The 24,276-nt window shown below is 69.1% G+C and carries 24 protein-coding genes; 12 read left to right on the top strand and 12 right to left on the bottom strand.

What is annotated here, in order from left to right:
- Positions 1–41 precede the first annotated feature (41 nt).
- The 3 genes from NHN26_RS04365 to NHN26_RS04375 all read right to left on the bottom strand — a co-directional run bounded on the left by NHN26_RS04365 (position 42) and on the right by NHN26_RS04375 (position 2,457).
- The gene (locus NHN26_RS04365) at positions 42–1,274 is read right to left on the bottom strand and encodes an N-acetylmuramoyl-L-alanine amidase (protein ID WP_253088299.1); all 1,233 of its coding nucleotides are present in this window, start codon (positions 1,272–1,274) and stop codon (positions 42–44) included.
- A gap of 119 nt (positions 1,275–1,393) precedes the next feature.
- Positions 1,394–2,002, bottom strand: a complete 609-nt coding sequence (locus NHN26_RS04370; RefSeq protein ID WP_253088300.1) for a superoxide dismutase — start codon at positions 2,000–2,002, stop codon at positions 1,394–1,396.
- Positions 2,003–2,292: 290 nt separating this feature from the next.
- A complete protein-coding gene (locus NHN26_RS04375; protein WP_253088301.1) occupies positions 2,293–2,457 on the bottom strand; it encodes a hypothetical protein in 165 nt (54 codons plus the stop codon).
- A 399-nt stretch (positions 2,458–2,856) separates the two neighbouring features.
- On the opposite strand from NHN26_RS04375, the gene ccmI reads away from it, so the two are divergent.
- The 3 genes from ccmI to NHN26_RS04390 are packed head-to-tail and all read left to right on the top strand — an operon-like array spanning position 2,857 to position 4,792.
- Positions 2,857–4,092, top strand: coding sequence for a c-type cytochrome biogenesis protein CcmI (ccmI, locus tag NHN26_RS04380; protein ID WP_253088302.1), 1,236 nt, complete (start codon positions 2,857–2,859; stop codon positions 4,090–4,092).
- Complete coding sequence (gene ruvX, locus NHN26_RS04385) at positions 4,089–4,568, top strand: Holliday junction resolvase RuvX (protein ID WP_253088303.1); 480 nt, start codon at positions 4,089–4,091, stop codon at positions 4,566–4,568. Before ccmI ends, ruvX begins: the two co-directional genes overlap by 4 nt.
- Positions 4,565–4,792: a DUF1289 domain-containing protein gene (locus tag NHN26_RS04390; RefSeq protein WP_253088304.1), complete on the top strand. Its 228-nt coding sequence runs from the start codon at positions 4,565–4,567 to the stop codon at positions 4,790–4,792. Before ruvX ends, NHN26_RS04390 begins: the two co-directional genes overlap by 4 nt.
- A 105-nt stretch (positions 4,793–4,897) precedes the next feature.
- Here NHN26_RS04390 and aroB read toward each other — a convergent pair whose 3' ends face one another.
- Positions 4,898–6,025 (bottom strand): 3-dehydroquinate synthase, encoded by a 1,128-nt coding sequence (aroB, locus tag NHN26_RS04395; RefSeq protein WP_253088305.1) that lies wholly within the window; start codon positions 6,023–6,025, stop codon positions 4,898–4,900.
- Positions 6,022–6,567, bottom strand: a complete 546-nt coding sequence (locus tag NHN26_RS04400) for a shikimate kinase (RefSeq protein ID WP_290442809.1) — start codon at positions 6,565–6,567, stop codon at positions 6,022–6,024. Before NHN26_RS04400 ends, aroB begins: the two co-directional genes overlap by 4 nt.
- A gap of 122 nt (positions 6,568–6,689) precedes the next feature.
- Between NHN26_RS04400 and NHN26_RS17470 the strand changes: the two genes are divergently transcribed.
- From NHN26_RS17470 to NHN26_RS04415, 4 genes are all read left to right on the top strand, one after another.
- Positions 6,690–6,824, top strand: coding sequence for a hypothetical protein (locus tag NHN26_RS17470; protein ID WP_290442810.1), 135 nt, complete (start codon positions 6,690–6,692; stop codon positions 6,822–6,824).
- Positions 6,825–6,828: 4 nt separating this feature from the next.
- Positions 6,829–8,355, top strand: coding sequence for a hypothetical protein (locus NHN26_RS04405; RefSeq protein WP_253088306.1), 1,527 nt, complete (start codon positions 6,829–6,831; stop codon positions 8,353–8,355).
- Positions 8,352–9,287, top strand: coding sequence for a site-specific tyrosine recombinase XerD (locus tag NHN26_RS04410; RefSeq protein WP_253088307.1), 936 nt, complete (start codon positions 8,352–8,354; stop codon positions 9,285–9,287). Before NHN26_RS04405 ends, NHN26_RS04410 begins: the two co-directional genes overlap by 4 nt.
- Before the next feature lie 67 nt (positions 9,288–9,354).
- Entirely contained in the window at positions 9,355–10,662 is a 1,308-nt protein-coding gene (locus NHN26_RS04415; RefSeq protein ID WP_253088308.1) for an HlyC/CorC family transporter, read from the top strand.
- Between the two features lie 151 nt (positions 10,663–10,813).
- On the opposite strand, the gene NHN26_RS04420 is transcribed toward NHN26_RS04415, so the two are convergent.
- Positions 10,814–12,355, bottom strand: a complete 1,542-nt coding sequence (locus NHN26_RS04420; RefSeq protein ID WP_253088309.1) for a helicase HerA-like domain-containing protein — start codon at positions 12,353–12,355, stop codon at positions 10,814–10,816.
- Between the two features lie 446 nt (positions 12,356–12,801).
- Here NHN26_RS04420 and NHN26_RS04425 point away from each other — a divergent pair, with 446 nt between their 5' ends.
- Positions 12,802–13,437 carry an invasion associated locus B family protein gene (locus NHN26_RS04425; RefSeq protein ID WP_253088310.1) on the top strand — a complete coding sequence of 212 codons (636 nt, stop codon included), beginning with the start codon at positions 12,802–12,804 and terminating at the stop codon, positions 13,435–13,437.
- Between the two features lie 51 nt (positions 13,438–13,488).
- Here NHN26_RS04425 and NHN26_RS04430 read toward each other — a convergent pair whose 3' ends face one another.
- The 4 genes from NHN26_RS04430 to NHN26_RS04445 are packed head-to-tail and all read right to left on the bottom strand — an operon-like array spanning position 13,489 to position 17,755.
- On the bottom strand, positions 13,489–14,697 hold the full coding sequence (locus NHN26_RS04430; RefSeq protein WP_253088311.1) for a beta-ketoacyl-[acyl-carrier-protein] synthase family protein: 1,209 nt from the start codon (positions 14,695–14,697) through the stop codon (positions 13,489–13,491).
- On the bottom strand, positions 14,694–14,960 hold the full coding sequence (locus tag NHN26_RS04435; RefSeq protein WP_253088312.1) for an acyl carrier protein: 267 nt from the start codon (positions 14,958–14,960) through the stop codon (positions 14,694–14,696). Before NHN26_RS04435 ends, NHN26_RS04430 begins: the two co-directional genes overlap by 4 nt.
- Positions 14,961–14,996: 36 nt before the next feature.
- A complete protein-coding gene (lpxD, locus tag NHN26_RS04440) occupies positions 14,997–16,088 on the bottom strand; it encodes a UDP-3-O-(3-hydroxymyristoyl)glucosamine N-acyltransferase (protein ID WP_253088313.1) in 1,092 nt (363 codons plus the stop codon).
- Between the two features lie 59 nt (positions 16,089–16,147).
- On the bottom strand, positions 16,148–17,755 hold the full coding sequence (locus NHN26_RS04445) for a L,D-transpeptidase family protein (protein ID WP_253088314.1): 1,608 nt from the start codon (positions 17,753–17,755) through the stop codon (positions 16,148–16,150).
- A 335-nt stretch (positions 17,756–18,090) separates the two neighbouring features.
- On the opposite strand from NHN26_RS04445, the gene mepK reads away from it, so the two are divergent.
- The gene (gene mepK, locus NHN26_RS04450) at positions 18,091–18,651 is read left to right on the top strand and encodes a peptidoglycan L,D-endopeptidase MepK (protein WP_253088453.1); all 561 of its coding nucleotides are present in this window, start codon (positions 18,091–18,093) and stop codon (positions 18,649–18,651) included.
- 72 nt (positions 18,652–18,723) lie between these two features.
- On the opposite strand, the gene NHN26_RS04455 is transcribed toward mepK, so the two are convergent.
- Both NHN26_RS04455 and NHN26_RS04460 read right to left on the bottom strand, forming a co-directional pair.
- Positions 18,724–19,443 (bottom strand): cytochrome b/b6 domain-containing protein, encoded by a 720-nt coding sequence (locus tag NHN26_RS04455; RefSeq protein ID WP_253088315.1) that lies wholly within the window; start codon positions 19,441–19,443, stop codon positions 18,724–18,726.
- Positions 19,436–21,076 (bottom strand): tetrathionate reductase family octaheme c-type cytochrome, encoded by a 1,641-nt coding sequence (locus NHN26_RS04460; protein WP_253088316.1) that lies wholly within the window; start codon positions 21,074–21,076, stop codon positions 19,436–19,438. The genes NHN26_RS04455 and NHN26_RS04460 overlap by 8 nt, the downstream gene beginning before the upstream one ends.
- A gap of 278 nt (positions 21,077–21,354) precedes the next feature.
- Between NHN26_RS04460 and NHN26_RS04465 the strand changes: the two genes are divergently transcribed.
- From NHN26_RS04465 to NHN26_RS04475, 3 genes are read left to right on the top strand one after another with little or no spacing between them, the layout of a single operon-like run.
- Positions 21,355–22,572 carry an NAD-dependent epimerase/dehydratase family protein gene (locus NHN26_RS04465; protein WP_253088317.1) on the top strand — a complete coding sequence of 406 codons (1,218 nt, stop codon included), beginning with the start codon at positions 21,355–21,357 and terminating at the stop codon, positions 22,570–22,572.
- Positions 22,569–23,405: a glycosyltransferase gene (locus NHN26_RS04470; RefSeq protein ID WP_253088318.1), complete on the top strand. Its 837-nt coding sequence runs from the start codon at positions 22,569–22,571 to the stop codon at positions 23,403–23,405. Before NHN26_RS04465 ends, NHN26_RS04470 begins: the two co-directional genes overlap by 4 nt.
- Positions 23,402–24,271 carry an NAD-dependent epimerase/dehydratase family protein gene (locus tag NHN26_RS04475; protein WP_253088319.1) on the top strand — a complete coding sequence of 290 codons (870 nt, stop codon included), beginning with the start codon at positions 23,402–23,404 and terminating at the stop codon, positions 24,269–24,271. Before NHN26_RS04470 ends, NHN26_RS04475 begins: the two co-directional genes overlap by 4 nt.
- Positions 24,272–24,276 lie beyond the last annotated feature (5 nt).

Consider the following 24,276-nt stretch of genomic DNA (forward strand, 5'->3'; position numbering starts at 1 on the left):
ATGCGCCGGCCTGCCGGTCACGTCCTCGGGAGGGACCGGTTTCAGCGCCGCAGCAATACCGCCTGTGCCGCGTCCTCGGCCGCCCATTCCCGGATCGCGCCGACGATTCCGGCAATCGCCCGCGCGCGCCATTCGGGCGAAACGAGGTTGCGCCGGTCGCGTTCCGAGGACAGGAAGCCCAGTTCGACCAGCACCGAAGGGATATCGGGCGATTTGAGCACAGAGAAGCCCGCCGACAGCCGCGGCCGCTTGTGCAGGCTTCCGACATGGGTCTGCAACCCCGCCACGATGGCATCCGCCAGCCGGTCGGCCCGGGGTGCGGTCTCGGTCCGGGCGATGTCCATCAGGACGGTCGCGATCTCGTCATCCTTGTCGGTCAGGTCCACCCCCGCCAGCAGCGCGTCGCGGTCATGGCGTTCGGCCAGCAGGGCCGAGGCCTTGTCCGACGCGGTTTCCGAAAGCGTGTAGACCGTGCCGCCGCTCGCCTGCCCATCGGCCAGCGCATCGGCATGCAGCGAGATGAACAGATCGGCCCGGGCCGCGCGCGCGATGTCGATGCGGGTTTCCAGCGGCACGAAATGATCGCCGTCGCGGGTCAGCACCGGTTCGTGCCCGGCGCGGATCAGCGCCTCGGACAGTTCGCGGGCGAAGGTCAGCATCAGATCCGATTCGCGCAAGCCGCCCCGCTCTGCGCCGGGGTCGATGCCGCCATGGCCGGGGTCGAGCACGACGCGCAAGGGCCGCGTGCCGTCCTGGCGGCGCTGCGGCGGGGCCAGTTCCTCGGGTGGTGGCAGGCCCCATAGCGCCGAGGCGGGCGGGCGGGCAGAGGTGGCGAAGGCGTCCGGATCGGCAGGGGCAAGCCGCACCGACAGGAGCGCCCGGCCTGTCGCCCGGTCGCGCGCCATCTCGGCCGTCTCGATGGCAAAGGGGCCGCCAAGCTCCAGCACCAGCCGCGACCAGCCCGGCCGCACCGCCCCTGCCCGCGCCCCAAGCACCCGGCCGGTGGCGATCAGCGCCGCGGGATCGGTGCCGCGCCAGTCCACCTCGCGGAAATCCGCGACCAGCCGCGGCGGGTTGTCCAGCGTGTAGACCCGGTAGGGCACCGGCTGGGACAGGTCGAGGATCAGCGCAAACCCTGCCCCGGCATCCGCCACCCGGGAAGCCGCCGGATCGGGCCGCGCCAGCGCCGTCATCTCCTGCGCCAACACCGGGACCGCCCCGCCAAGCACGGACAGAAGCGCCACAAGGCGCAGAATGGAAAGGGAAAATCGCATGGCTGCCCGCTCTTGTTTTGCGCGATCATAGCGCAGCCGGAAGACGCGCGAAACCGCAAGCCCGAATGCAAACGGCCGCCCCCCGGGGGGACGGCCGCAGGCCATGCGAAATGCCGGGGTTACGCGTGCGAAAGCCGCGCGGCGACGTTTTCCCAGTTCACGAGGTGATCGAGGAAATTCGACAGGTAGGCCGGGCGCTTGTTGCGGAAGTCGATATAGTAGGAATGTTCCCACACATCGCAGCCCAGAAGCGCGGTCTGGCCGAAGCAGAGCGGGTTCACCCCGTTCTCGGTCTTGGTCACCTTGAGCGCGCCATCGGTATCGACCACCAGCCAGCACCAGCCCGAGCCGAACTGCCCGGCCCCCGCGGCCGAGAATTCCTCCTTGAACTTCTCGACCGAGCCGAAGGCGTCGTTGATCCGCGCCTCGAGCTCCGAGGGCATGGCGGATTTTCCCGGCCCCATCATTTCCCAGAACTGGCAATGATTCCAATGCTGTGAGGCGTTGTTGAAGATGCCGTTCTGGGCCACCGCGCCCTTCTGGTAGGTGCCCCTGACGACATCCTCGAGGGACTTGCCCTCCCATTCGGTGCCGGCGATCAGCTTGTTGCCATTGTCCACATAGGCCTTGTGGTGCAGGTCGTGATGGTACTCCATCGTCTCCCGCGACATGCCCAGATCGGCGAGCGCGTCATGGGCATAGGGAAGGTCGGGAAGTTCGAAGGCCATGGTTCCCCCTGTTGGTCTTTGATGCGTCACTTTGCCCTAGATGGCGCGGGGATGGGGGCAAGGTCAAGTCCCGGGGGGAGAAATAGACGCGCGCCCTCACCGCCCCGGTCCCGGCACGAGACGACGCAGATCCGCCGGTCAGGCGGGATCGGAATTCCATCGGAATTCCATCGGACTTTCATCGGACTTTCATCGGACAAGAATTCCGACGGGTTCCGCGCGGCGCGGCGCCGAACCGCCGTCAGGACCGCCCCCCCCCCCGCCGCCATCGGCAAGGGGGCCGGGACCGCTCAGTCCTCGATCACCGGGTAGACCTGGACGGAACCGCCATCGGTGTTGCCGTAGATCTGGGCGCCGACCACGCCGAAGAAGACCGGCAGAAGCAGGCCGGCCACGATGCCGAACCACTTGGCGGCGGATTCGGGAACCAGAACGTCGTAATTGTTGTCGGACATGGACAGGACTCCGAATGAGATTTGGCGCCCGTTATGCGAAGCGTCCCTGCGCGCGTCAAGGCGACCAAATGCGCAGATGCACGCCCTGCGACAGAGCGGCCCAGCCGACATGGGCGCGCGGCTGGCCGCGGGCAGGATCACATCCTGGTGAGATATCCGCCCCCGGCGCGGTCGGCCGCGCGCCGCCCCGACCGGTCCGGCGCGGCCACAAGTGTCCCGGTTCGGCCTTGTCCGCCGGGCTCTCGCCGCTGCATCCGACACCGGGGACACCATGTTTTCCGCCCGCGCGGAGCGCCCCGTCCGGGCGGCGCCGGGGCGGGGCGGCGGCCGCTTTGCCCTTTCGGAACCGGCCGGTCCGTAATAGATCGGCGGGTGAGGCTGAAGAAGGGGTGGACCCGTATGGCATTCACGCTCATTGCCCTGGGGCTTGCCGCGGCAATCGCGGTGCTGCTGATCCTGGCGCTGCTGCGCGGCCGCTCCGATGCGGCGCCGGCTGCGGCCTATGACCTTCAGGTCTATCGCGAGCAGTTGCGCGAGGTCGATCGCGACCTGGCCCGCGGCGTCATCACCGCCGACGAGGCCGGGCGCATCCGCACCGAGGTCTCGCGCCGGGTGCTGGAGGCCGACCGCAAGCTGGCGGCCGTGACCGCCGTCACCCCGGCCCCGCGCGCGGCAAGCCTGGCACTCGGGCTGGCGCTGGCGGTGCTGCTGCTGGGCGGTAGCTGGGGCGTTTACCGCACGATCGGGGCGCCGGGCTATTCCGACCAGCCGATGGCGGCGCGCATCGCGCAGGCCTCGGAGTTCCGCGCCAACCGCATGCGCCAGGCCGAGGCCGAGGAGGCCGCGCCGCCGATCCCGGTGCCCGCGCCCGAGCCGCAGCATCTGGACCTGGTCGAGCGGCTGCGCGAGGTGGTCGCCGAACGCGGCGACGATCTGCGCGGGTTTCTGCTGCTGGCCCGCAACGAGGCCGCGCTGGGCAATTTCCGCGCCGCCTATGCCGCGCAATCGCGCGCCATCGAACTGAAGGAGGGCCGCGCGACCGCCGAGGACCATGCCACCATGGCCGACATGATGGTGCTGGCCGCGGGCGGCTATGTCTCGCCCGAGGCCGAGGCGGTGCTGGAAAACGCCCTGAACCGCGATCCGAGGAACGGCACCGCGCTCTATTACTGGGGGCTGATGCATATCCAGACCGGGCGGCCCGACATCGCCTTCCGGGTCTGGCGCGAGCTTCTGTCGGTCTCGCAGCCGGACGATCCCTGGCTTGCGCCGGTGCATTCCCAGATCCGCGACCTGGCCTGGTTCGCGGGCGATGACGACTACACCCCGCCGCCGCTGCCGCAGGCCGGTCCCCTGCGCGGCCCCTCGGCCGAGGATATCGCGGCCGCCAAGGGGATGACCCCCGAACAGCGTCGGCAGATGATCGTCGGCATGGTGGCGGGCCTGTCCGACCGGCTGGCCAACCAGGGCGGCAGCCCCGAGGAATGGGCGCAGCTGATCCGCGCACTGGGCATGCTGGGCGATACCGAGCAGGCGGGCGGCATCTGGGCCGAGGCGCAGCAGGTCTTCGCGCCGCACCCGGAGGCGCTGGACACCGTGCGCGCGGCCGCCATCGCGGCGGGCGTGGCCGAGTGAGCGTCTTCGACAGCGCCGAGGGTTTCGCCGCCGCCCTGCCCGAACGCGGCGCGCTGGTGGGGCTGGATTTCGGGGAAAAGACCATCGGCGTGGCGGTCTCGGACGGGCTGCGCTCGGTCGCGAGCCCGCTGGAAACGATCCGGCGCAGCAAGTTCACGCAGGATGCCGCCCGCCTGCTGGAGATCGCGGCGGGGCGCTCTGCCGGGGGGCTTGTGCTGGGGCTGCCGCGCAACATGGATGGCAGCGAGGGGCCGCGCTGCCAGTCGACCCGGGCCTTCGCGCGCAATCTCTCGCGGCTGACCGAGCTGCCCATCGGCTTCTGGGACGAGCGGCTCTCGACCGTGGCGGCCGAACGCGCGCTGCTCGAGGCCGACACCTCGCGCAAGCGCCGCGCCGAAGTGATTGACCATGTCGCCGCGGGCTATATCCTGCAAGGGTTCCTTGACCGCCTGCGCCATCTGAAGGACGCGCCATGAGCGAAGACCGCCCCGCCCGCGTCGATGGCGCCATCGAAAGCCCCTGCACAAGGGTCTGCGTGGTCGACCGCGACAGCCGCCTGTGCACCGGCTGCCTGCGCTCGATCGACGAGATCACCGCCTGGACCAGGATGCGCCCCGAGGACCGCCGCCGGGTCATGGCCGACCTGCCCGCGCGGCGCGGCCGCCTCGGCCTGCCCCCTTCCCTGTCCGGTTCGGCCTGAAACCCCCGCCCTGCCCTTCTTCTTCTGGCCGGAAATATCCCGGGGGGAGTCCGCAAGGACGGGGGGCAGCGCCCCCCTTGCGCCCTCTGCCCCCGCCAGACCCCGTCAGCCCCGGCGCGCGGCCAGCGCCTCGTCCAGCATCGCGCGCAACAGCCCCGCATCGACATCCGAGGTGACGAAGGCCTGCCCGATCCCGCGGGCCAGGACGAAACGCAGCCGACCGTCCTGAACCTTCTTGTCCTGCGCCATCAACCCGATCAGCGCCTCGGCGCCGGGCAGGTCGCCGGGGATGTCGGCCAGATCCCTCTTCATCCCCATCGCCGCCAGATGCGCGCGCACCCGCGAGGGCTCTTCCTGGCTGCACAGCCCCATCCGCGCCGACAGTTCGAAGGCCAGCGCGCAGCCAATCGCCACGCCCTCGCCATGCAGGAGCCGGTCGGAATAGCCGGTCGCGGCCTCCAGCGCGTGGCAGAAGGTGTGGCCGAGGTTCAGCAACGCGCGTTCGCCCTGTTCGGTCTCGTCGCGCTCGACGATGCCCGCCTTCATCTCGCAGGACCGCCGCACCGCATGGATGCGCGCGGCCAGGTCGCCCGCGGCCAGCGCGGGGCCGTTCTCCTCCAGCCAGTCGAAGAAGGCCGCGTCGCCCAGAAGGCCGTATTTCACCACCTCGCCATAGCCGGCCAGGAAATCGCGGCGCGGCAGCGTGTCCAGCACGCCGGTATCGGCCAGCACCAGGCTCGGCTGGTGGAAGGCGCCGATCAGGTTCTTGCCCAGGGGGGAATTGATCCCGGTCTTGCCGCCCACCGAACTGTCGACCTGCGCCAGCAGCGTGGTCGGCACCTGGACGAAGCGCACGCCGCGGCGCAGGACGGCCGCGGCAAAGCCTGCCAGATCGCCGATCACGCCGCCGCCCAGCGCCACCACCATGCCGCCGCGCTCGACCTTCTGCTCGATCAGCCATTCCACCGCGCGCGAGAACTGCGCCCAGCCCTTGGTCGCCTCGCCGGGCGGCAGGGCAAGCGCCGGGGCCTCGATGCCCGCGGCGGCCAGCCCCGTGCGAAACGCCTCCAGATGCAGGGCGGCGACGGTTTCGTCGGTCAGGATCGCGACGCGGGGACGGGTCAGCAGCGGGCCGATCTCGGCGCCCGCGCGCGCGATCAGGCCGGGGCCGATGCGGATGTCGTAGGCGCGCCCCGGCAGGGCCACATGCACGGTTTCAACGGTCTCGCTCACATCCCCTCCAGCACGTCGGGCCGGGTGCGGAGCGCGTCCAGCACCTTGTCGGCCATGTCCTCGATCGAATAGCGCGGGTCGGCCTTCACCGCCAGATCCGCCAGCGCGTAGAAGGGCTTGCGCTCGTCATAGAGCCGCGACAGCGTTCCGAGGGGGTCGGCGGTCTGCAACAGCGGCCGCGTCGCCTTGTGCCGCACCCGGTTCCACAACAGGTCCAGATCGGCATCGAGCCAGACCGACACGCCGCGCGCCGTGATCGCGGCGCGGTTCGCCTCGGACAGGAAGGCGCCGCCGCCGGTGGACAGCACCCCGGGCGGGCCGTCCAGCAGGCGGGCGATCACCTGCGACTCGCGGGCGCGGAAGAACGCCTCGCCGTCGCGGGCGAAGATCTCGGCGATGCTCATGTTGGCGGCCGCGACGATCTCGGCATCCGAATCGCGGAAGGGCACGTCCAGCTTTCTGGCCAGCGCCGTGCCGACCGCGGTCTTGCCCGCGCCCATCAGCCCGACAAGGGCGATGGTCTTCTTCAGCCTTGCGCCCAATTCAGGCGACCTCCCGCCAAGTTGTTCCCTGCGGCCCTTCAATGGCGTGAACTCCCCGGGAATGCCAGTTATAATCGAGCCAAAGCGGGTAACGCGCGGACCAAAACGGAAGGCAGGGCAGGATGTTGCGGCTTCTGAAGCTATTGATAATTCTGGTTGTCATCGGATTCGTCGGGCTGGTCGGCTTTGCCTATCTGGGCGATCTGACACCCGACCAGACGGTGGTGAGCGAAAGCCTGACGCTCGATGTGGACTAGGACGATGCGCCCGCTGGCCGTTCTGGCGGTGGCCTGGGCCGCCGCGAGCGGGCCGGTGCGCGCCGAACCGCCGCTGTCGGCGATCGACTGGCTGTCGGACTCGGTGACCGATCCGACGGTGCGCACGGTGCCGCCCGCGCTGAGCCCCGGACCCGGCACCGAGCCGATCGAGGTGCAGCCGCTGGCCGGGATCAGCGTCGATGCGGTCGGGCTGTTGCCCGGGCAGGTCACCGGGCTGCCGCGCGATCTGTGGGGGCCGGGGCAGCCCGAGGAGATCGCCCGCGCGATCCGGGCCGAGCGGGTGGACACGCTGCCCGCGGTGCAGGCGCTGTTGCTGACGCTGCTGCTGGCCGAGCTTGACCCGCCCGCGGGGATGCGCCCGGGCGAGGACGGTCTGGTGCTGCTGGCGCGGCTGGACAAGCTGCTGGACCTGGGGGCGCTGGACCAGGCGCAGGCGCTGGTGGAACGCGCGGGGCCGACCGATCCGGAACTGTTCCGCCGCTGGTTCGACATCTCGCTGCTGACGGGTCAGGAGGATCGCGCCTGCGCGGCGATGCGCCTGACGCCCGATGTCGCGCCGACCTTTCCGACGCGGGTGTTCTGCCTGGCGCGGCGCGGCGACTGGAATGCCGCGGCGCTGACGCTGGAGACGGCGCGCGCGCTGGGCTATGTCACCGACGAGGAGGACGCGCTGCTGGCGCGCTTTCTCGACCCCGAACTGGCCGAGATCGGCGAGCCCCTGCCCGCACCCAGCCGCCCCAGCCCGCTGATCTTCCGCATGCGCGAGGCGGTCGGCGAGCCGCTGGGCACGGTGACGCTGCCGCTGGCCTTTGCGCGGTCCGACCTGCGCACGACTGCCGGATGGAAGGCGCGGATCGAGGCGTCCGAGCGGCTGGCGCGGACCGGCGCGCTGGCGCCCAACCAGTTGCTGGGCATCTGGACCGAGCGCAAGCCCGCCGCCTCGGGCGGGATGTGGGGCCGTGTCGCGGCGTTGCAGGAGTTCGACGTGGCGATGATCGCAGGCCAGCCCGGCGCCATCGCCGCCGCGCTGGCGCCCGCCTGGGAGGCGATGCTGGGGGCCGAGCTGGAGGTGGCCTTTGCCCAGCTTTACGGCGCGCGGCTGGCGCGGCTGGGCCTGCCCGGCGAGGCCGGTGCGCTGGCCTTCCGGATCGGGCTGCTGACCGAGGAATACGAGGCCGTCGCGCTGGCGCGCGCGCCGGTCTCGGACGAGGAACGGCTGCTGATCGGGATCGCCACGGGCGCGACCGAGGGGCTGGAGCCGCCCGATGCGCTGGGCGCGGCGCTGATCGAGGGGTTCACGATGACCGAACCCGGCCCGGCCGAGGCGCGCCTGCTGGCCGAGGCGCGGCTGGGCGAGGCGATCCTGAGCGCGATCGACCTGATCACCGACGGGGCACGCGGCAATCTGGGCGAGGTCACGCGGGCGCTGGTGCTGATGCGGCGGCTGGGGCTGGAATCGGTCGCAAGGCAAGGTGCGCTGCAACTGATGCTGCTGGAGCGGCGGGGATGAGCGGGGACGCGCTGCGCTGGATCGCGACCTTCCTGGAGGCGCAGGCGGCCGAACGGGACGCCGCGACCAACACGCAACTGGCCTATGCCCGCGACCTGCGCGATTTCGCCGGGTGGCTGGAGCGGCGGGGGCTGGCCTTCGAGGGCGTGGGCGAACGCGACATCACCGCCTATCTGGTCGCCTGCGAGGCCGAGGGGCTGGCGCTGGCCACCCGCGCGCGGCGGCTGTCGGCGATCAGGCAGCTTTTCCGCTTTGCCTATGACGAGGGCTGGCGCGGCGACAACCCGGCCTTGCAGATCAAGGGGCCGGGCAAGGCGCGGCGGCTGCCGAAGACGCTGAGCCATGACGAGGTGGACCGTCTGCTGGCCGCGGCCGACGCCTCGCCGCGCGACGCAGGGCGCAATGCCTGCCTCGTGCAGCTGCTTTACGCGACGGGGATGCGGGTGAGCGAGCTGGTCTCGCTGCCGGTGTCCAGCGCGCGGGGGGATCCGCGGATGCTGCTGATCCGGGGCAAGGGCGGCAGGGAGCGGATGGTGCCGCTGTCGCGGCCCGCGCGCGCGGCGCTGGCCGACTGGCTGGTCGAACGCGACGCGGCCGAGACGGCGGCGCGCGCGGCGGGCGCGGCGGCCAGCCGGTTCCTGTTTCCCTCGCGCGGGCGGCTGGGGCATCTGACGCGGCACCGGTTCTACGGGCTGATCAAGGAGATCGCGGTGGCCGGGGGCATCGACCCGGGCAAGGTGACGCCGCACACGCTGCGCCATGCCTTTGCGACGCATCTGCTGGCGGGCGGGGCGGATCTGCGCTCGATCCAGACGCTGCTGGGGCATGCGGATGTCTCGACCACCGAGATCTATACCCATGTTCTGGACGAGCGGCTGCGCGCGCTGGTGCTGGAGCATCACCCGCTGGCCCGCGGAACGGACGCGACTTGAACCGGGGGCCGTCGCGCCCCATAACTTGGATCGATGACCCTGGACGATCGGTCCGACAGAGAGAGCGATGGAAAGCCCTGCCCCGCTGCTTGACGCAGCCTTCTTCGCGACGATTGCCGCCATCGTTCTGCTGCTGTTGCTGTCGGCCTTCTTCTCGGGGTCGGAAACCGCGCTGACCGCGGCCTCGCGCGGGAAGCTGCGGGCGCGGGCGGATCGGGGCGACCGGGGCGCGGAACGGGCGCTGGAGATCACCGAGGACAACGAACGGCTGATCGGCTCGGTGCTGCTGGGCAACAACATGGTCAACATCCTCGCCGCCTCGCTGGCGACCGCGCTGTTCACGCGGGCCTTCGGGGAATCCGGCGTGGCGCTGGCGACGCTGGTGATGACGCTGCTGGTGCTGATCTTCGCCGAGGTGCTGCCCAAGACCTACGCGATCACCAATGCCGAGACGGCCGCCGCGCGGGTCTCGCCGGTGATCCGGCTGGTGATCCTGGTCGTCTCGCCCGTCGTCTCGGCGGTGCGCGCGCTGGTGCGGCTGCTGCTGGCGGCCTTCGGGGTGCGCACCGATCCCGACAGCCATATCCTGGCCGTGCGCGAGGAGATCGCGGGGGCACTGCAACTGGGCCATTCCGAGGGGCTGGTCGAGAAGGAGGATCGCGACCGCATCCTGGGCGCGCTGGATCTGGGCGAGCGGACGGTCGAGGAGATCATGCTGCACCGCTCGCAGATCGAGATGATCGATGCCGACCTGCCGCCCGAGGAGATCCTGTCGCGCGCGCTGGACAGCACGCATACGCGGCTGCCGCTGTTCCGCGGCGATCCCGAGAACATCGTCGGCGTGATCCATGCCAAGGACCTGTTGCGCGCGATGGACCGGCTGTTGCGCGGGCCCGATGCCAGCGCCGAGAAGCTGAAGGAATTCCGGGCGCTCGATGTGGCGCGCAAGCCCTATTTCGTGCCCGAGACCACCACGCTGGACGACCAGATGCGCGAATTCCTGCGCCGCCACAGCCATTTCGCGCTGGTGGTGGACGAATATGGCGCGCTGAGGGGGCTGATCACGCTGGAGGATATCCTGGAGGAGATCGTGGGCGAGATCACCGACGAGTTCGACCTGGATGCCGAGCATCCGCTGCGCCAGACCGAGGATGGCGCGGTGCTGGTCGACGGCGCGATGACGATCCGCGACCTGAACCGGGCGATGGACTGGGCGCTGCCCGACGAGGAGGCCAACACGATCGCCGGGCTGGTGATCCACGAGGCGCAGTCGATCCCGACCCAGGGGCAGGTGTTTTCCTTCCACGGCTTCCGTTTCGAGGTGTTGCAGCGCCAGGCCAACCGGATCACGCGGCTGAAGATCCGGCCGTTGTGAGGGAGCCCGGGGGGCGGCTCCCGCCCCCGGCCGGCGCAGGGCGCAGGCGCCCCGCTTGTCCGGGGTTGGGCGTGGCGCCCGGCCGGGCCGGGCGTGCCTCCGGCGGGGATATTTGGGGCCAGAAGAAGGACCGGGGCGGCGGGCGGGCCGATCAGCGGCCCTTGAAGAGGCCGCCGAGGATGCCGCGGACGAGGCGTTTGCCGGTGGTGCCCGAAAGTTCCTTGATGAGCGCGTCGCCCAGGGCGGCGCCGAGGCTGTCGGGCGGCGGGCGGCGGCGCGAGGCGGTCGTGCTGCGGGACGGCGCGGAGTAGCGGCGCGCGGCGCGGTGCTCGCGTTCGGCCGCGGCGGCCGCCTGGTCGCGGCGGGTGGCCTCTTCGGCGTCGCGGGCGGCCTGGGCGGCGCGGCGGGCCAGCATCTCGTGGGCGGAATCGCGGTCGATCGGCTGGTCATACCTGCCCGCAACGGGCGAGGCAGCGATCAGGGCGGCGCGCAAGGCGGGCTCGATCGGGCCGAGTTGCGAGGAGGGCGGGCGGATCAGGGTGCGCTGGGCCATGCCGGGCACGCCCTTGTCCTCGAGCAGCGAGGTCACCGCCTCGCCGACGCCGACCTCGCGGATCGCCTGCGCCGTGTCGAAATCGGGATTGTCGCGATAGGTTTCGGCCGCACGCTTCAGCGCGGTGCGGTCGCGCGCGGTGAAGGCGCGCAGCGCGTGCTGCACCCGGTTGCCGAGTTGGCCAAGCACGGTCCGGGGCACGTCGTCGGGGTTCTGGGTGACGAAATAGACCCCGACCCCCTTGGAGCGGATCAGGCGCGCGACCTGTTCGACCTTGTCCACCAGCGCCCTGGGGGCGTCGTCGAAGAGCAGATGCGCCTCGTCGAAGAAGAAGACGAGGCGCGGCTTGTCCGGGTCGCCGATCTCGGGGAGCGTCTCGAAAAGCTCGGACAGCAGCCAGAGCAGGAAGGTCGCGTAGAGGCGCGGCGCGCTCATCAGCGCGTCGGCGGCGAGGATGTTGATCCGGCCGCGGCCGTCGGGATCGACGCGCATCAGGTCGGCGAGATCGAGTGCGGGTTCGCCGAAGAGCCGCGCGCCGCCCTGGTTTTCCAGCACCAGCAGCCGACGCTGGATCGCGCCGATCGAGGCGGGCGCGACGGTGCCGTAGCTGAGCGACAGCGCGCCGGACCTTTCGCCGACAAAGGCCAGCATCGCGCGCAGGTCGGCGAGGTCGAGCAGCGGCAGGCCCTCGTCATCGGCGAGGCGGAAGGCGACGTTCAGAACGCCCTCCTGCACCTCGTTGAGATCGAGCAGGCGCGACAGCAGCAGCGGCCCCATCTCGGCGATGGTGGTGCGGATCGGGTGGCCCTGGGCGCCGAAGAGATCCCAGAAGGTGACCGGGAAGGCCGAATAGGCGTAATCGGCAAGCCCGATGGTTTCGGCGCGGGCGCGGAAGGCGTCATGCAGCCTGGACTCGGGCCGGCCGGGCGCGGCGAGCCCGGCGAGATCGCCCTTGATGTCCGACAGGAAGACCGGAACGCCGGCCGCCGAGAAGCCTTCGGCGAGGATCTGGAGCGTCACGGTCTTGCCCGTGCCGGTGGCGCCCGCGATCAGGCCGTGCCGGTTGGCATAGTCGAGGCGGAGATGTTGCGGCGCCGCGTGATCGGGACCGGCGCCGCCGATGAAAAGCCGCTGCGACAAGATGTGCGCTCCTTCGCCGAACCTGCGGTTTCGACAATACAAATTTAACCGATCCGTGCGAGTCTGATTTCATCCCGCAGACCGGGCCATCGGTCCGGGCGGGTCTTCCTCCCTGATGGACTGGGCCGCATCCCCGCGATGCGGCCTTTTTTCAGCTGCGCCCCTTTTCCATGTGCGTCCCTCGTTCCTGTGCGTCCGTGCCGCGGCAGGACCGGCGGTTCTTTGCCTGTTGACGGCTGTGGGCAAAGCCCGTAGCCTGCGACCTCATAAAAGGTCGGCCCGTCCGACAGGGAGAAAGACATCAAGGGAAAGGGCTGCATCGCGGCCCTTTTTTCTTGTCCCGGGCAAGCCTTCGCCGTCGTCCCGCGATTGCCCGCTGACAGCCTCGCGCGGTCATGCTAGAGGGCGGCTTGCGAGGCAGCAAATGCAGCAAAGGCAGGCAGAGCATGCGTGAACTTCTCAGACCAATCGGCCTTGTGGCCCTCATGTCGCTGGCCGGCCCCGTGCTGGCGCAGGACGCGGGCGGCACCCCCGAGGCGGGCGCCGAGGCGGCCGAGCCGCCGGTTGCGACCACGGCCGAGATCGAGCGCCTTCCGATGGGCGAGGACGACGCGGACGATGCGCCCCGGGCCTATGTCAAGGAGGTCTTCCAGGATTGGCAGGTGGTCTGCGTCCGGGTGAACGGGGACCGGGAATCCTGCAACATGCAGCAATTGCTGCGGGATTCCGAGGACAACCCGGTGAGCCAGGTCTCGATGGCGCCGCTGCCGCCCGCCGCCGCGCCGCGCGCCGCGGCGGTCGAGATCGCGACGCCGCTGGAGACGTTGCTGAGCGAGGATCTGCGGCTGGGCATAGATGCCGCTGCGCCCAAGCGCTATCGCTTCAGCTTCTGCACGCCGCAGGCCTGCTATGCGCGCTTTGCGCTGACCGCCGAGGAGGTCGCAGCCTTCAAGGCCGGGCGTGCCGCCAAGGTCACCATCGTTCCGCTGGTGGCGCCGGACCAGACCGCGGAAATCGCGATGTCGCTGTCGGGCTTCACCGCCGCCTATGACCTGGTGGCCGCGACCCTCGCCGGGCAGTGAGCCGAGACCTGCCGCGGTCCGGGGGGCAGGCCCCGGCCGCGGCGCACGCCATCAGGCCCGGCGAAGCGCCAGAACCGCGTTCAGCCCGCCGAAGGCGAAGGCGTTGGACAGAACCACATCGACCTGCGCCTCGCGCGCCTCGTTCGGCACCACGTCGAGCATGCATTCGGGGTCGGGTTCCTCGTAGCCGATGGTCGGCGCGATCACCCCGTCCTTCAGCGCCATGATGCAGGCCAGCAGCTCGACCGCGCCGGTGCCGCCGATCAGATGGCCATGCATCGACTTGGTCGACGAGATCATCAGCCGGTCGGCATGGGCGCCGAACACATCCGCCACGGCGGCGCATTCGGTCTTGTCATTGGCGGCCGTGCCGGTGCCATGGGCGTTGATATAGCCCACATCGGTCGGTGCAAGCTTGGCATCGCGCAGCGCACCCGCGATCGCGCGGGCCGCGCCCTGGCGCGACGGCATGACGATGTCGGAGGCATCCGCCGTCATGGCGAAGCCCACGACTTCGGCGAGGATCTCGGCGCCGCGGGCGCGGGCGTGGTCGTATTCCTCGAACACGAAGACCGCCGCGCCCTCGCCCTGGACCATGCCGTTGCGATTGGCGCTGAACGGGCGGCAGGCATCCCTGGACATCACGCGCAGCCCTTCCCAGGCCTTGATCCCGCCGAAGCAGAGCATCGATTCCGAGCCGCCGGTCACGATCACCCGGCTGATGCCCGAGCGGATCAGGTGGAAGGCCTGCCCCATCGCGTGGTTCGAGGAGGCGCAGGCGGTGGCCACGGTGAAGGACGGCCCGCGCAGGTTGTAGGTCATCGAGACATGGCTGGCCGCGGCATTGTTCATCAGCTTCGGCACGACGAAGGGATGGACGCGGTTCTTGCCCTCTTCGTAGACCGAGCGGTAATTCTCGTCGAGCGTGGTCATGCCCCCGCCGGACGTGCCCAGCACGACGCCGGCCTCGTGCGAAAGCTCGCCGCAGAAATCCAGCCCCGATTGCGCGATCGCCTCGCGCGCGGCCATCAGGGTGAACTGGGTGAAGCGGTCATAGAGCGCGATCTGCTGGCGGTTGAAATGCTCTTCGGGCTCGTAGCCCCTGACCTGCCCGCCGATGCGGATCGACAGCCGTTCGACATCGCGGATGTCGATCTCGCCGATGCCGCAGCGCCCCTCGCGGAAGGCCGCCAGCGTGGCGGGGACGTTGTGGCCGAGCGCGTTGATCGTGCCCTGGCCGGTGATGACGACGCGCCTCATGCGTTCTGGTCGGCTACCAGCCCCTCGACCGCGCGGACGATGGCGGCCACCGACGAGATGTCGAACTCGCTTTCCGAGGGGTCGTTGGCGTTGAACGGCACCTGGATGTCGAACGCCTCTTCGATGGCGAAGATCGATTCCACCAGCCCGAGGCTGTCGATGCCCAGATCCTCGAGCGTCGAGTCCATCTTGACGTCCGAAGGTTCGAGCACGGCCTGCTCGGCGATGATCGCGATCACCCTGTCCTTCACGCTGTCCGACATCCCTTGCCTCTCTGGCTTATTTGATCGTGGGAGGATCTAGTCGCTTCGCGACAGCTTTGAAACCGCTTTCTGCAATGCAGCCACCTGCGCGAAAAGCCGCGGCAGACGGCGCAGGCCCTTGTAGGCCTCGACATGGGCGTCCATGCGCATCGCGGGATAGCCCAGCAGGACCCGGCCCGCGGGCGCGTTGGTGAAGATCTTGGTCGCGCCGCCCGCGATCACGTCGTCGCCGACAAAGATGTTGTCATTGACGCCGACCTGGCCCGCGAACACCACCCGGTCGCCGATCCGCACCGAGCCCGCGATGCCAACCTGCCCGCAAAGCAGGCAGTCGCGGCCGATCCGGACGTTGTGGCCGACATGGACGAGGTTGTCGAGCTTGGTGCCCGCGCCGATCACGGTGTCGCGGATCGTGCCGCGGTCGATGCAGCTATTGGCGCCGATCTCGACATCGTCGCCGATGGTCACGCTGCCCAGCGAATGGATGCGCGTCCAGCTTTGCGCGCCCGCCGCGCCCGCATCGCCCAGCGTGGCGCGCACGTTCTCGACGGCGGATTTCTCGGGCGTGACGAAGGAGAACCCGTCGGCGCCGATCACCGCGCCGGGTTGCACGATCACGCGGTCGCCCAGCGTGACGCGCGCGCCGATCCTGACGCCCGCCAGGATCAGCGCATCCGCGCCGATGCGGGCCTCTTCGGCGATCACGGCATGGGCGGAGATGCGCGCGCGGGGGCCGATCTCGGCGCGGGGGCCGATGACGACGAGCGGGCCGATCGCGGCGCCGTCGCCGATCCGGGCGTCGGGGTCGATCACGGCGGAGGGATGGATGCCCGGCGCGATCTCGGGACCGGGATCCATCAGGCGGGTCAGGCCCGAGAGCGCATAGCGCGGGCGCGGCACGAAGAGCGCCGCGCGCAGCCCCAGCGCGCGCCGGTCGGCACCGTCCCACAGGATCGCGGCCTGTGCGCCGCCGCGGGCCAGCCCCTCGGCATAGTCGGGCTTCATCGCGAGGGCCAGCGCGTCGGGCCCGGCCTCGGCCGGTTCCGCGGCGCGCGTGATCGTCAGCGATCCGTCGCCTTCGAGACGCGCGCCGAGCGCGGTCGCGATCTGGTCGAGTGTGAACGCCATGCCGCCCCCCTGCCCGCGACCGGCGCGGCCTGCGCCGTCCGGTCCTGTCGGGTCGCGATTTACCCCCGAACCGGGGCGAGCGCCACCCCGGCGGCCTGCAACGCGTCGAAAATCGCCGCGTCACGGCCATAGACATCGCGGCGATACTGCACCCGCCCGGCGGGATCGGTGACGGCGGTGCGATAGATGATGTGGATCGGCAGCGGCTGTTCCAGATCGACCCGCGTCTCGCGCCCGGTGGCAAGCCGCGCGGCGAAGAAGCCCTTGGGGTCGTCGGTCTGGGCGGCAAGCAGCGCATAGGCGAAGTCGAACGGATCGCCCAGACGGATGCAGCCATGGCTGAACGTGCGCACCTCGCGCGCGAACAGCGATTTCGACGGGGTGTCGTGCAGGTAGATGTTGTAGGGGTTGGGGAACATGAACTTCACCAGCCCCAGCGCGTTGGCCTGCGAGGGCGGCTGCTTGAGGGCGAAGGGGAAGGTGCGCGCGGTATAGCGCGAGAAATCCACCGCGCCGCGGCTGACCACCCGGCCGCGGGCATCCACCAGTTGCAGATAGCCATGCGCGTTCGGGTTGGCCTGCATCTTGGGCAGGTATTCCTTGACCGTGATCGAGCGCGGGACGTTCCAGGTGGGATTGATGACCATGTGATCCATGACGTCCGAGAACTCGGGCGTGCGCTGGTCGCCGACATTCTTGCCCACGACCGAGCGGGTCTGGAACACCACCTCGCCCGCGTCGACGATGCGGGCGTGGAAATCGGTGATGTTGACCAGAACATGCCGGTCGCCCCGCTCGTCGCCGAGCCAGCGCTCGCGCTCCATCGCGACGAGGATGGATTTCAGCCGCTCCTCGGGGGCGATGTTGATCTCGTCCACGGTGCCCGCACCGGCGACGCCGTCGGGTTCCAGCCCGTGATCGAGCTGGAACGCCTGCACCGCCTTTTGCAGCGCCGCGTCATAGCTGGCTGCGGCGGACCGGGCGAGATAGCCCATGGCGATCATGCGGTTGCGCAGTGCGACCACGGCTGTGCCGGTCTGGCCGGGGCGCAGCGTGCCGGACGGCACGCGTGGGCCCCAGCCCCCCTCGGCGATGAGTTGTTCGAGGCGCGTCTTCTCGCGCAGGAGGCGGGCATATTCGGGGCTGCGCGGGGCGAGGCTACGCAGGACGGCGCCGGGATTGTCGGCCGCGGCCAGCCGGGCCAGCAGGTCGGCCGGGTCGGGCCGGTCGATCTGGCGCTTGATATCGGTGACCACGCGGCGCGGGTCGATCACGCCCGAGCCGATGTCGCGGGCGTAGGACAGGAACATCCGCGTCGCCATCACCTCGGCCCGGCCGATATCGCGCAGCGTGCGCGCCTCGCGGAAGGCGGCGATCAGCGCATGGGGATCGTGCCGCGTGGCGGGCAGACCGTGATCGGGCGCCTGCGCCAGCGCGGTCAGAAGCGCGGCGCGCCGCTCCGCGGCGTCGGCCTTTGTCCAGAAGGCGGCATAGTCGCGGTCGCGGTAGAAGGCGGCGACGGCCGCGTCGTCCGACGCCGCCTCGGCCACGGCCTGGCGAAAGGCGGCCTGGTCCATGGCCGCATGGGACGGCAGCGGACCGGCCAGACCCAGAACGACGGCAACGGCGCCGGCCAGCAAGCCGCAACGCAGATCAACAAGACGCATCAACCCATTCCCCTGTCAGGCTTTCCGGTCGCGCAATACCGCCCAACCATCGGCCAATCCATCCGACCTGTCCACATGGAAATCCACAGCCTTGCATCGGGAACGCGCCCCCTGTTGCAGGATTCCAGCGGTCGGCAAGAAACCAAACTAAACCCCAAGTATGAGCAAGTTCTTGCCGGTTTGCCACAGCGCGGCTGTCTGCGTCGAATCGATGCTTGGCGCAAATGGGCAAATATGCGATAGACGCTTTGGGTCGGAACGACTGGTCCGAGGAAAAAAACGCCGTGAAATCGCGGCATTGGAACGAAACTGGGGCGGGCGGAGAAAACATGAACATGACCCGGAACGGCATATCGCGCCGTGGCCTTCTGGCCGCGTTCGCAGCCACCACCGTCGTGGCGGCACCGACTTTCGCAAATGCCTTTGGCGTCCTTCGGGGCGCGGGCGACATCCGGCGGATCCGGATGTATTCGGGGCGCACCGGCGAAAGCATCGACACGATCTACTGGATCGAAGGCGATTACATCAAGGAAGCGGTTAAGGAAATCAACCACTTCATGCGCGACTGGCGGAACGGCCAGACGATCTCGATGGATCTGCGCAATCTCGACATCATGACGGCGGCGCACAGGCTGCTGGATGTGGACGAGCCCTACATGCTGCTGTCGGGCTATCGCAGCCCGCAGACCAACGCGATGCTGCGCTCGCGGTCGGGCGGCGTGGCCAAGAACTCGCTGCACATGAAGGGTCAGGCCGCGGACCTGCGGCTGAAGAGCCGGTCGGTGGGCCAGATGGCGCGGGCGGCAAGCGCGTGCAGTGCGGGCGGCGTCGGGAGCTATTCCGGCTCGAATTTCGTGCATATGGATTGCGGCCCGGTGCGCAGCTGGGGCCGCTGAGGCCAGACCGCCGATACGGAACGAACAAGGCGCCCCGCGGGGCGCCTTTTCGCGTTTCGGGGCGCGGGCCTTTCAGTCGACCAGCCGCCAGGTTTCGTGCCGTTCGAGATAGGCTTCCTGCTCGGGGGTCAGGGCGACCTTCTCGGTGCCGGTGATCATCGGGCGCACGCCGTCGCGGAAGGAATGGCCGATGGTCAGCAGATAGATGTGCAGGATCACGAAGCCCGACACGATATAGGCCACCGCCAGGTGGATATTGGCCACCACCTCCAGCAGGAAGGGCGCGTTGGGCAGGGTTTCCCAGAAATTGTAGGTCAGGTAGACCAGCCCCGTGCCCCAGACCAGCGGGAAGACCACGGTCTTCAGCGCGGAATAGGCCATCGCCTGAAGCGGGTTCAGCCGCTGCGCGAGGCTTTTCTGGTAGGGGTGATGTTCGCCCTTGAACACGCCATAGGCATAGTAGCGCGCCACCGCGAAAAGCCCCAGCACGCGCGGCAGGAACACCTTCCAGCTGCCCGTGGTGACCAGCCAGAAGGTGGCAAAGACCCACAAGAGCAACAGCGCCAGCGCGACGATCGTGTGCAGCCGCACCGCCAGTTCGAAGCTGATCAGCCCGTGAACGCCGTTCATGCCCAGCCCGGTGAACATCAGGACGACGATGGACCCCGCCTGCGACCAGTGCCAGAGCCGCTCGAAGCGGGGATAGATCAGCACCTCGCGTTCGGCGCAGTCGGGGCATGGCGTGAGCCCGCGTTCGAACGGCGCGGGAGGTTTCACGGCGTCGTCAGTCATGGGTCTTCCCTCCCTTTCCGCCGCGGGTGATGATCCGCAGCACCGTGTGAAGCAGCACGCCCGAGGCCATCGCGAGGAAGAAGGCGATGCCGATCAGGGCGCCCGGGCTGGTCGGGTTCGAGCCGGGCAGGTAGACGCCGGTGATCCCCGCCATGCGGCCCTGCGGGGCGTGGCATTCGCGGCAATCGACCGCATCGCTTGCGGGCGCGACCATATGGGTGATGGGCCAGTACATATGGGTATCGACGAAACCGTATTGCCCGGAATAGTCCTTGCCCGCGGCCGCCATTCCCGCCTCGATCGCCTTGGCCCAGTCGAAATTCGTCCAGTAGGCGGTATCCGTCGTGGGACCCCAGACATTGGCATAGGCCAGATGGTTCAGGCCCGCGTCATAAGCCTGCCGCCCCTCCATCCGCTTGAAGGGCCAGATCCGCGACCGGCCGTCATCCGGGCTGCCCTCGATGCGGTTGATCTCGACCACCTGGGTCGGGTCGATCACCTTGTCGGTGAGGGTGTATTCGACCTGGCCGTTGAACCAGGCGTAATGCGGCACGACATTCTCGCCCCATTCGAAATCGCCCTTGGTGGCGAGATAGGTGTGCAGCGCCTTGCCGTCGCCCTGGACATAGTTCTCCTCATGCGCGGGCTTGCCGTCCGCATCCATCCGGCCTGCGGTCGACCAGTCCCAGCCGGTCTTGGTCGCCACCCCGCCCCGGGCGAAGCTGGGAATGTGGCAGGTCTGGCAGGCGATGCGGTCGACATGGTCGTTCAGCTTCATGCCGGTGACCGACAGCGCCTTGTGCGGCGCGGTGCCGTGGCAGCTTTCGCAGGTGGCGACGTCCTGGCGGATCTGGCCGGGCTTGCCGGTGCCCTCGGGGTCCATCGCGTGGACGTCATAGCGCGAGCCCGCGAAGATGTGCCGGTCGGAATGGTGGCAGGTCGAACAGGTGAAATTCTCGCCCTCGGCCGACATGTGGACATCGACGTCAAGGCCGGGATGGAACAGGGCGGAACTGAGATCGCCATGTTTCACGTTGTCCCCGCCGCCGCCGTAGAAATGGCAGGAGCCGCAATTCTCGCGCCCGGGCGCGCCCACGCTTTGCGCGGCCTTCTTCAGGTCCACCGCCCAGGCGTCCGCTCCGGTGATGGTCTTGCCCTTCGCCTCCAGCGGCGGGTGGCCCGCGGCCGAGTCGAGCTTGGTGTATTGGCCCGAGGTGTCATGGCAGACCAGGCAATCGACCGCCGTGGCCTCGCTCGGCGGAGGGGCGCTCATGTCGGTCCAGCCATAGCCGGTGTGGCAGGAGGTGCAGCGCGCCTCGTTCGAGGCCACCGTGCCGCAGAACGAGTTCACCACATGGCTCTTGCCGAGGATCTGGCCGGTCGAGGGATTCTCGAACTCCCATTTCCAGTGGATCGAGTGCTTGACCTGCGTCGCGGCCTCGGTGTGGCAGGACAGGCAGGCCGCCGTCACCTCGGGGCCGGAAGCGAAATCCTTCTGCAATTCCTTGAGCTTGGAATGATCCGTGGTGCTTTGCGACAGCTGCGGGGCCTGGCCCTGTGCGGCCGCCCCGAATGCCCAGACCAGCCCCAGACCCAACGCAAGCGCGACCGCGCGAAGGCCGTATCCACCCATGTCCGCTCCTCCCGCCGCGCTGCGGGCGCGACTCGTGTATTCCAAGGTATACATACGCCCAAATATGATTCCGCGAAACATCTTATAATCGTTACAACAAGGGACACTCGGTCGCAGGGGCGGCGGGGCTGGAAAACGCGCCGCGGTTGTGGCCAGATCACCGAAGTCGGGGGCCTGACACAAAAGCTTCAAATGAAAGTTGGAAAAGGCCCACATGAAAACACCTGAGCGGGAGCGTCATCCGCGCCCGCCCCCCTCGGTTCCGAAAGGAGGAGTCGATGAAGATAGCGGTTCTTGGCGGCGACGGTTTCTGCGGTTGGCCGACCTCTCTGCACCTGTCCGAGCTGGGCCATGAGGTCCACATCATCGACAACCTGTCGCGCCGCTGGATCGACGCCGAGCTGGGCGTGCAGTCGCTGACGCCGATGGATTCGATCCAGGAACGCTGTCGGGTCTGGAAGGAGGTCTCGGGGCAGGCGATCCGCTTTCACCTGATCGACCTGGCAAAGGAATATTACCGCCTGCGCGACTGGCTGGCCGAGGAACGCCCCGACGCGATCATCCATTTCGCCGAGCAGCGCGCCGCGCCCTATTCGATGATCTCGGACCGGCACAAGATCTATACCGTCGACAACAACATCAACGCGACCCACAACCTGCTGGTGGCGATGGTGGAAACCGGCATCGACGCGCATCTGGTGCATCTGGGCACGATGGGCGTCTATGGCTATTCGACGATCGGCGCGCCGATCCCCGAGGGCTATCTGGATGTCAATATCGACACGCCCGAGGGCGCGAAGGGGATGGAGATCCTGTATCCCACGCGGCCCGGCTCGGTCTATCACATGACCAAGTCGCTGGATCAGATCCTGTTCCAGTTCTACGCCCAGAATGACGGGCTGCGCATCACCGACCTGCATCAGGGCATCGTCTGGGGCACCAATACCGACCAGACAAGGCGCCACCCGCAACTGGTCAACCGCTTCGACTATGACGGCGATTACGGCACGGTGCTGAACCGGTTCCTCGCCCAGGCGGCCATCGACTATCCGCTGACGGTGCATGGCACGGGCGGGCAGACGCGGGCCTTCATCCATATCCAGGACACGGTGCGCTGTGTCGAACTGGCGCTGGGCGATGCGCCCGAGGCGGGCGAGCGGGTCAAGATCTTCAACCAGATGACGGAAACGCATCGGGTCCGCGATCTGGCGGAACTGGTGTCCCGGATCACCGGCGCGAAGATCGCCTATCTGCCGAACCCGCGGAAAGAGGCCGCCGAGAACGAGCTGGTGGTCAAGAACGACCATTTCCTCGATCTGGGGCTGAAACCGATCACCTTGCAGGAGGGTCTGCTGGAGGAGGTGGTCGAGATCGCCCGCAAGTTCGCCCATCGGGTCGATCGCTCGCGCGTGCCCTGCGTCTCGGCCTGGACCAGGGACATTGCCTCCCGCGTCGTGCATGATGTCGAGGGCAAGAAGCTGAAGTCGGTGTCGTGACCGAGGGGCTGCGGCCCGCGGCCCCGGCGCGCGGGCCATTCGCCTATGCCACGCTGGTCACCAACGCGGATTTCGCGTTGGGGGCCAAGGCGTTGATGCGATCCCTTCAGGCAACGGGGACGCCTGCCGAGATCTGCGTTCTGCATACCGGCGGGGTCGGCGCTGCGGCGCTGGCACCGCTGGCCGATCTGGGGGCGCGGCTGGTCGAGATCGACCTTTTGCCGACCTCGGACGCGTTCAACGCGGCCCATGCCAAGGACCGCATCCACGGGCTTGCCCCCTTCACCAAGGGGGAAAAGCCTGCCTTTCACACGCCGCTGGACAATTTCTGCAAGCTGCGGCTCTGGCAGCTCGACTATGAACGGGTGGTGTTCCTGGATGCCGACACGCTGGTGCTGCGCAATATCGACCGGCTGTTCCATTACCCCGAGTTCTGCGCGGCCCCGAATGTCTATGAAAGCCTGGGCGATTTCCACCGGATGAATTCGGGCGTCTTCACCGCGCGGCCGAACCCCGAGACCTTTTACCGGATGCTGGCCCGTCTGGATGCGCCCGGCGCGTTCTGGCGGCGCACGGACCAGAGCTTTCTTCAGGAGTTCTTTCCCGACTGGCACGGGCTGCCGGTCTTCGACAACATGCTGCAATATGTCTGGTTCAACCTGCCCGACCTGTGGTCCTGGGCGGATATCAGGGTGCTGCATTTCCAGTACGAAAAGCCCTGGCAGGACCATGCCAAGGCCGACCGCCTGCGCCCGCTGATCGAGCTGTGGCGCGCCCATGAGCGGGGCGAGGACATTCCCGATCCCGCCACCCTGCCCGGCCCTGGCGCATGAGCCTGGCCGTCACCGGCGCGACGGGGCTGGTCGGGCGCTTCTTCGTGGAGGAGGCGCTGGCGGCGGGCGAGGCGGTCACCGTGCTGACCCGCACCCCGCCTGCGCCCGGCTTCTTTTCCGGCCCGGTCGCGCATCTGGCCTATGAACTGGGCGACCGGCCCGATCTTGCGGGGATCGAGGCGGTGATCCATTGCGCCTTTGCCCATGTGCCGGGGCGCTATCGCGGCGGCGAGGGGGACGACCCCGAGGGGTTCGTCGCGGCCAACCTGGCGGGATCGGTCGCGCTGTTCCAGGCGGCGCGGGCCTCGGGCGTGCGGCATCTGCTGTTCCTGTCGAGCCGGGCGGTGCATGGCGGCTGGCCTGCGGGGGCGGACCTGACCGATGATCTGGGCGCCAAGCCCGACACGCTTTACGGCGTGGTCAAGGCGCGCGCCGAGGACGCGCTGTTCGCGATGGCCGGTCCCGGCTTCGTGCCGGTTTCGCTGCGCGCGACGGGGGTCTATGGGCCGCCGGGACCGGGACAGCGGCACAAATGGGCGGATCTCTTCGACGATTTCCGCGCGGGCCGCCCCATCGCGCCGCGCCGGGGCACCGAACTGCACGGCGCGGATCTGGCCGCCGCGGCGCGGCTGATCCGGACGGCCCCGGCGGGGATGGTGGCGGGGCGGGCGGTAAACCTGTCGGACATCCTGCTGGATCGGCGCGACCTGCTGGCGCTGCTGGCCGAGGCCGAGGGGATCGGCCATCCGCTGCCGCCGGAAAGCGAGGCGCCGCTTGCCGTGCTGCGCTGGGACCGGGCGCGGATGCTGGGCTGGCGGCCAGGCGGGATGGCGCGGTTGCGGGCCACATTGCCCGCCCTGCCGTGACGGCG

Origin of the sequence: Rhodovulum tesquicola (assembly GCF_024128855.1) — a bacterium.
Taxonomy (GTDB): Bacteria; Pseudomonadota; Alphaproteobacteria; order Rhodobacterales; family Rhodobacteraceae; genus Rhodovulum; species Rhodovulum tesquicola.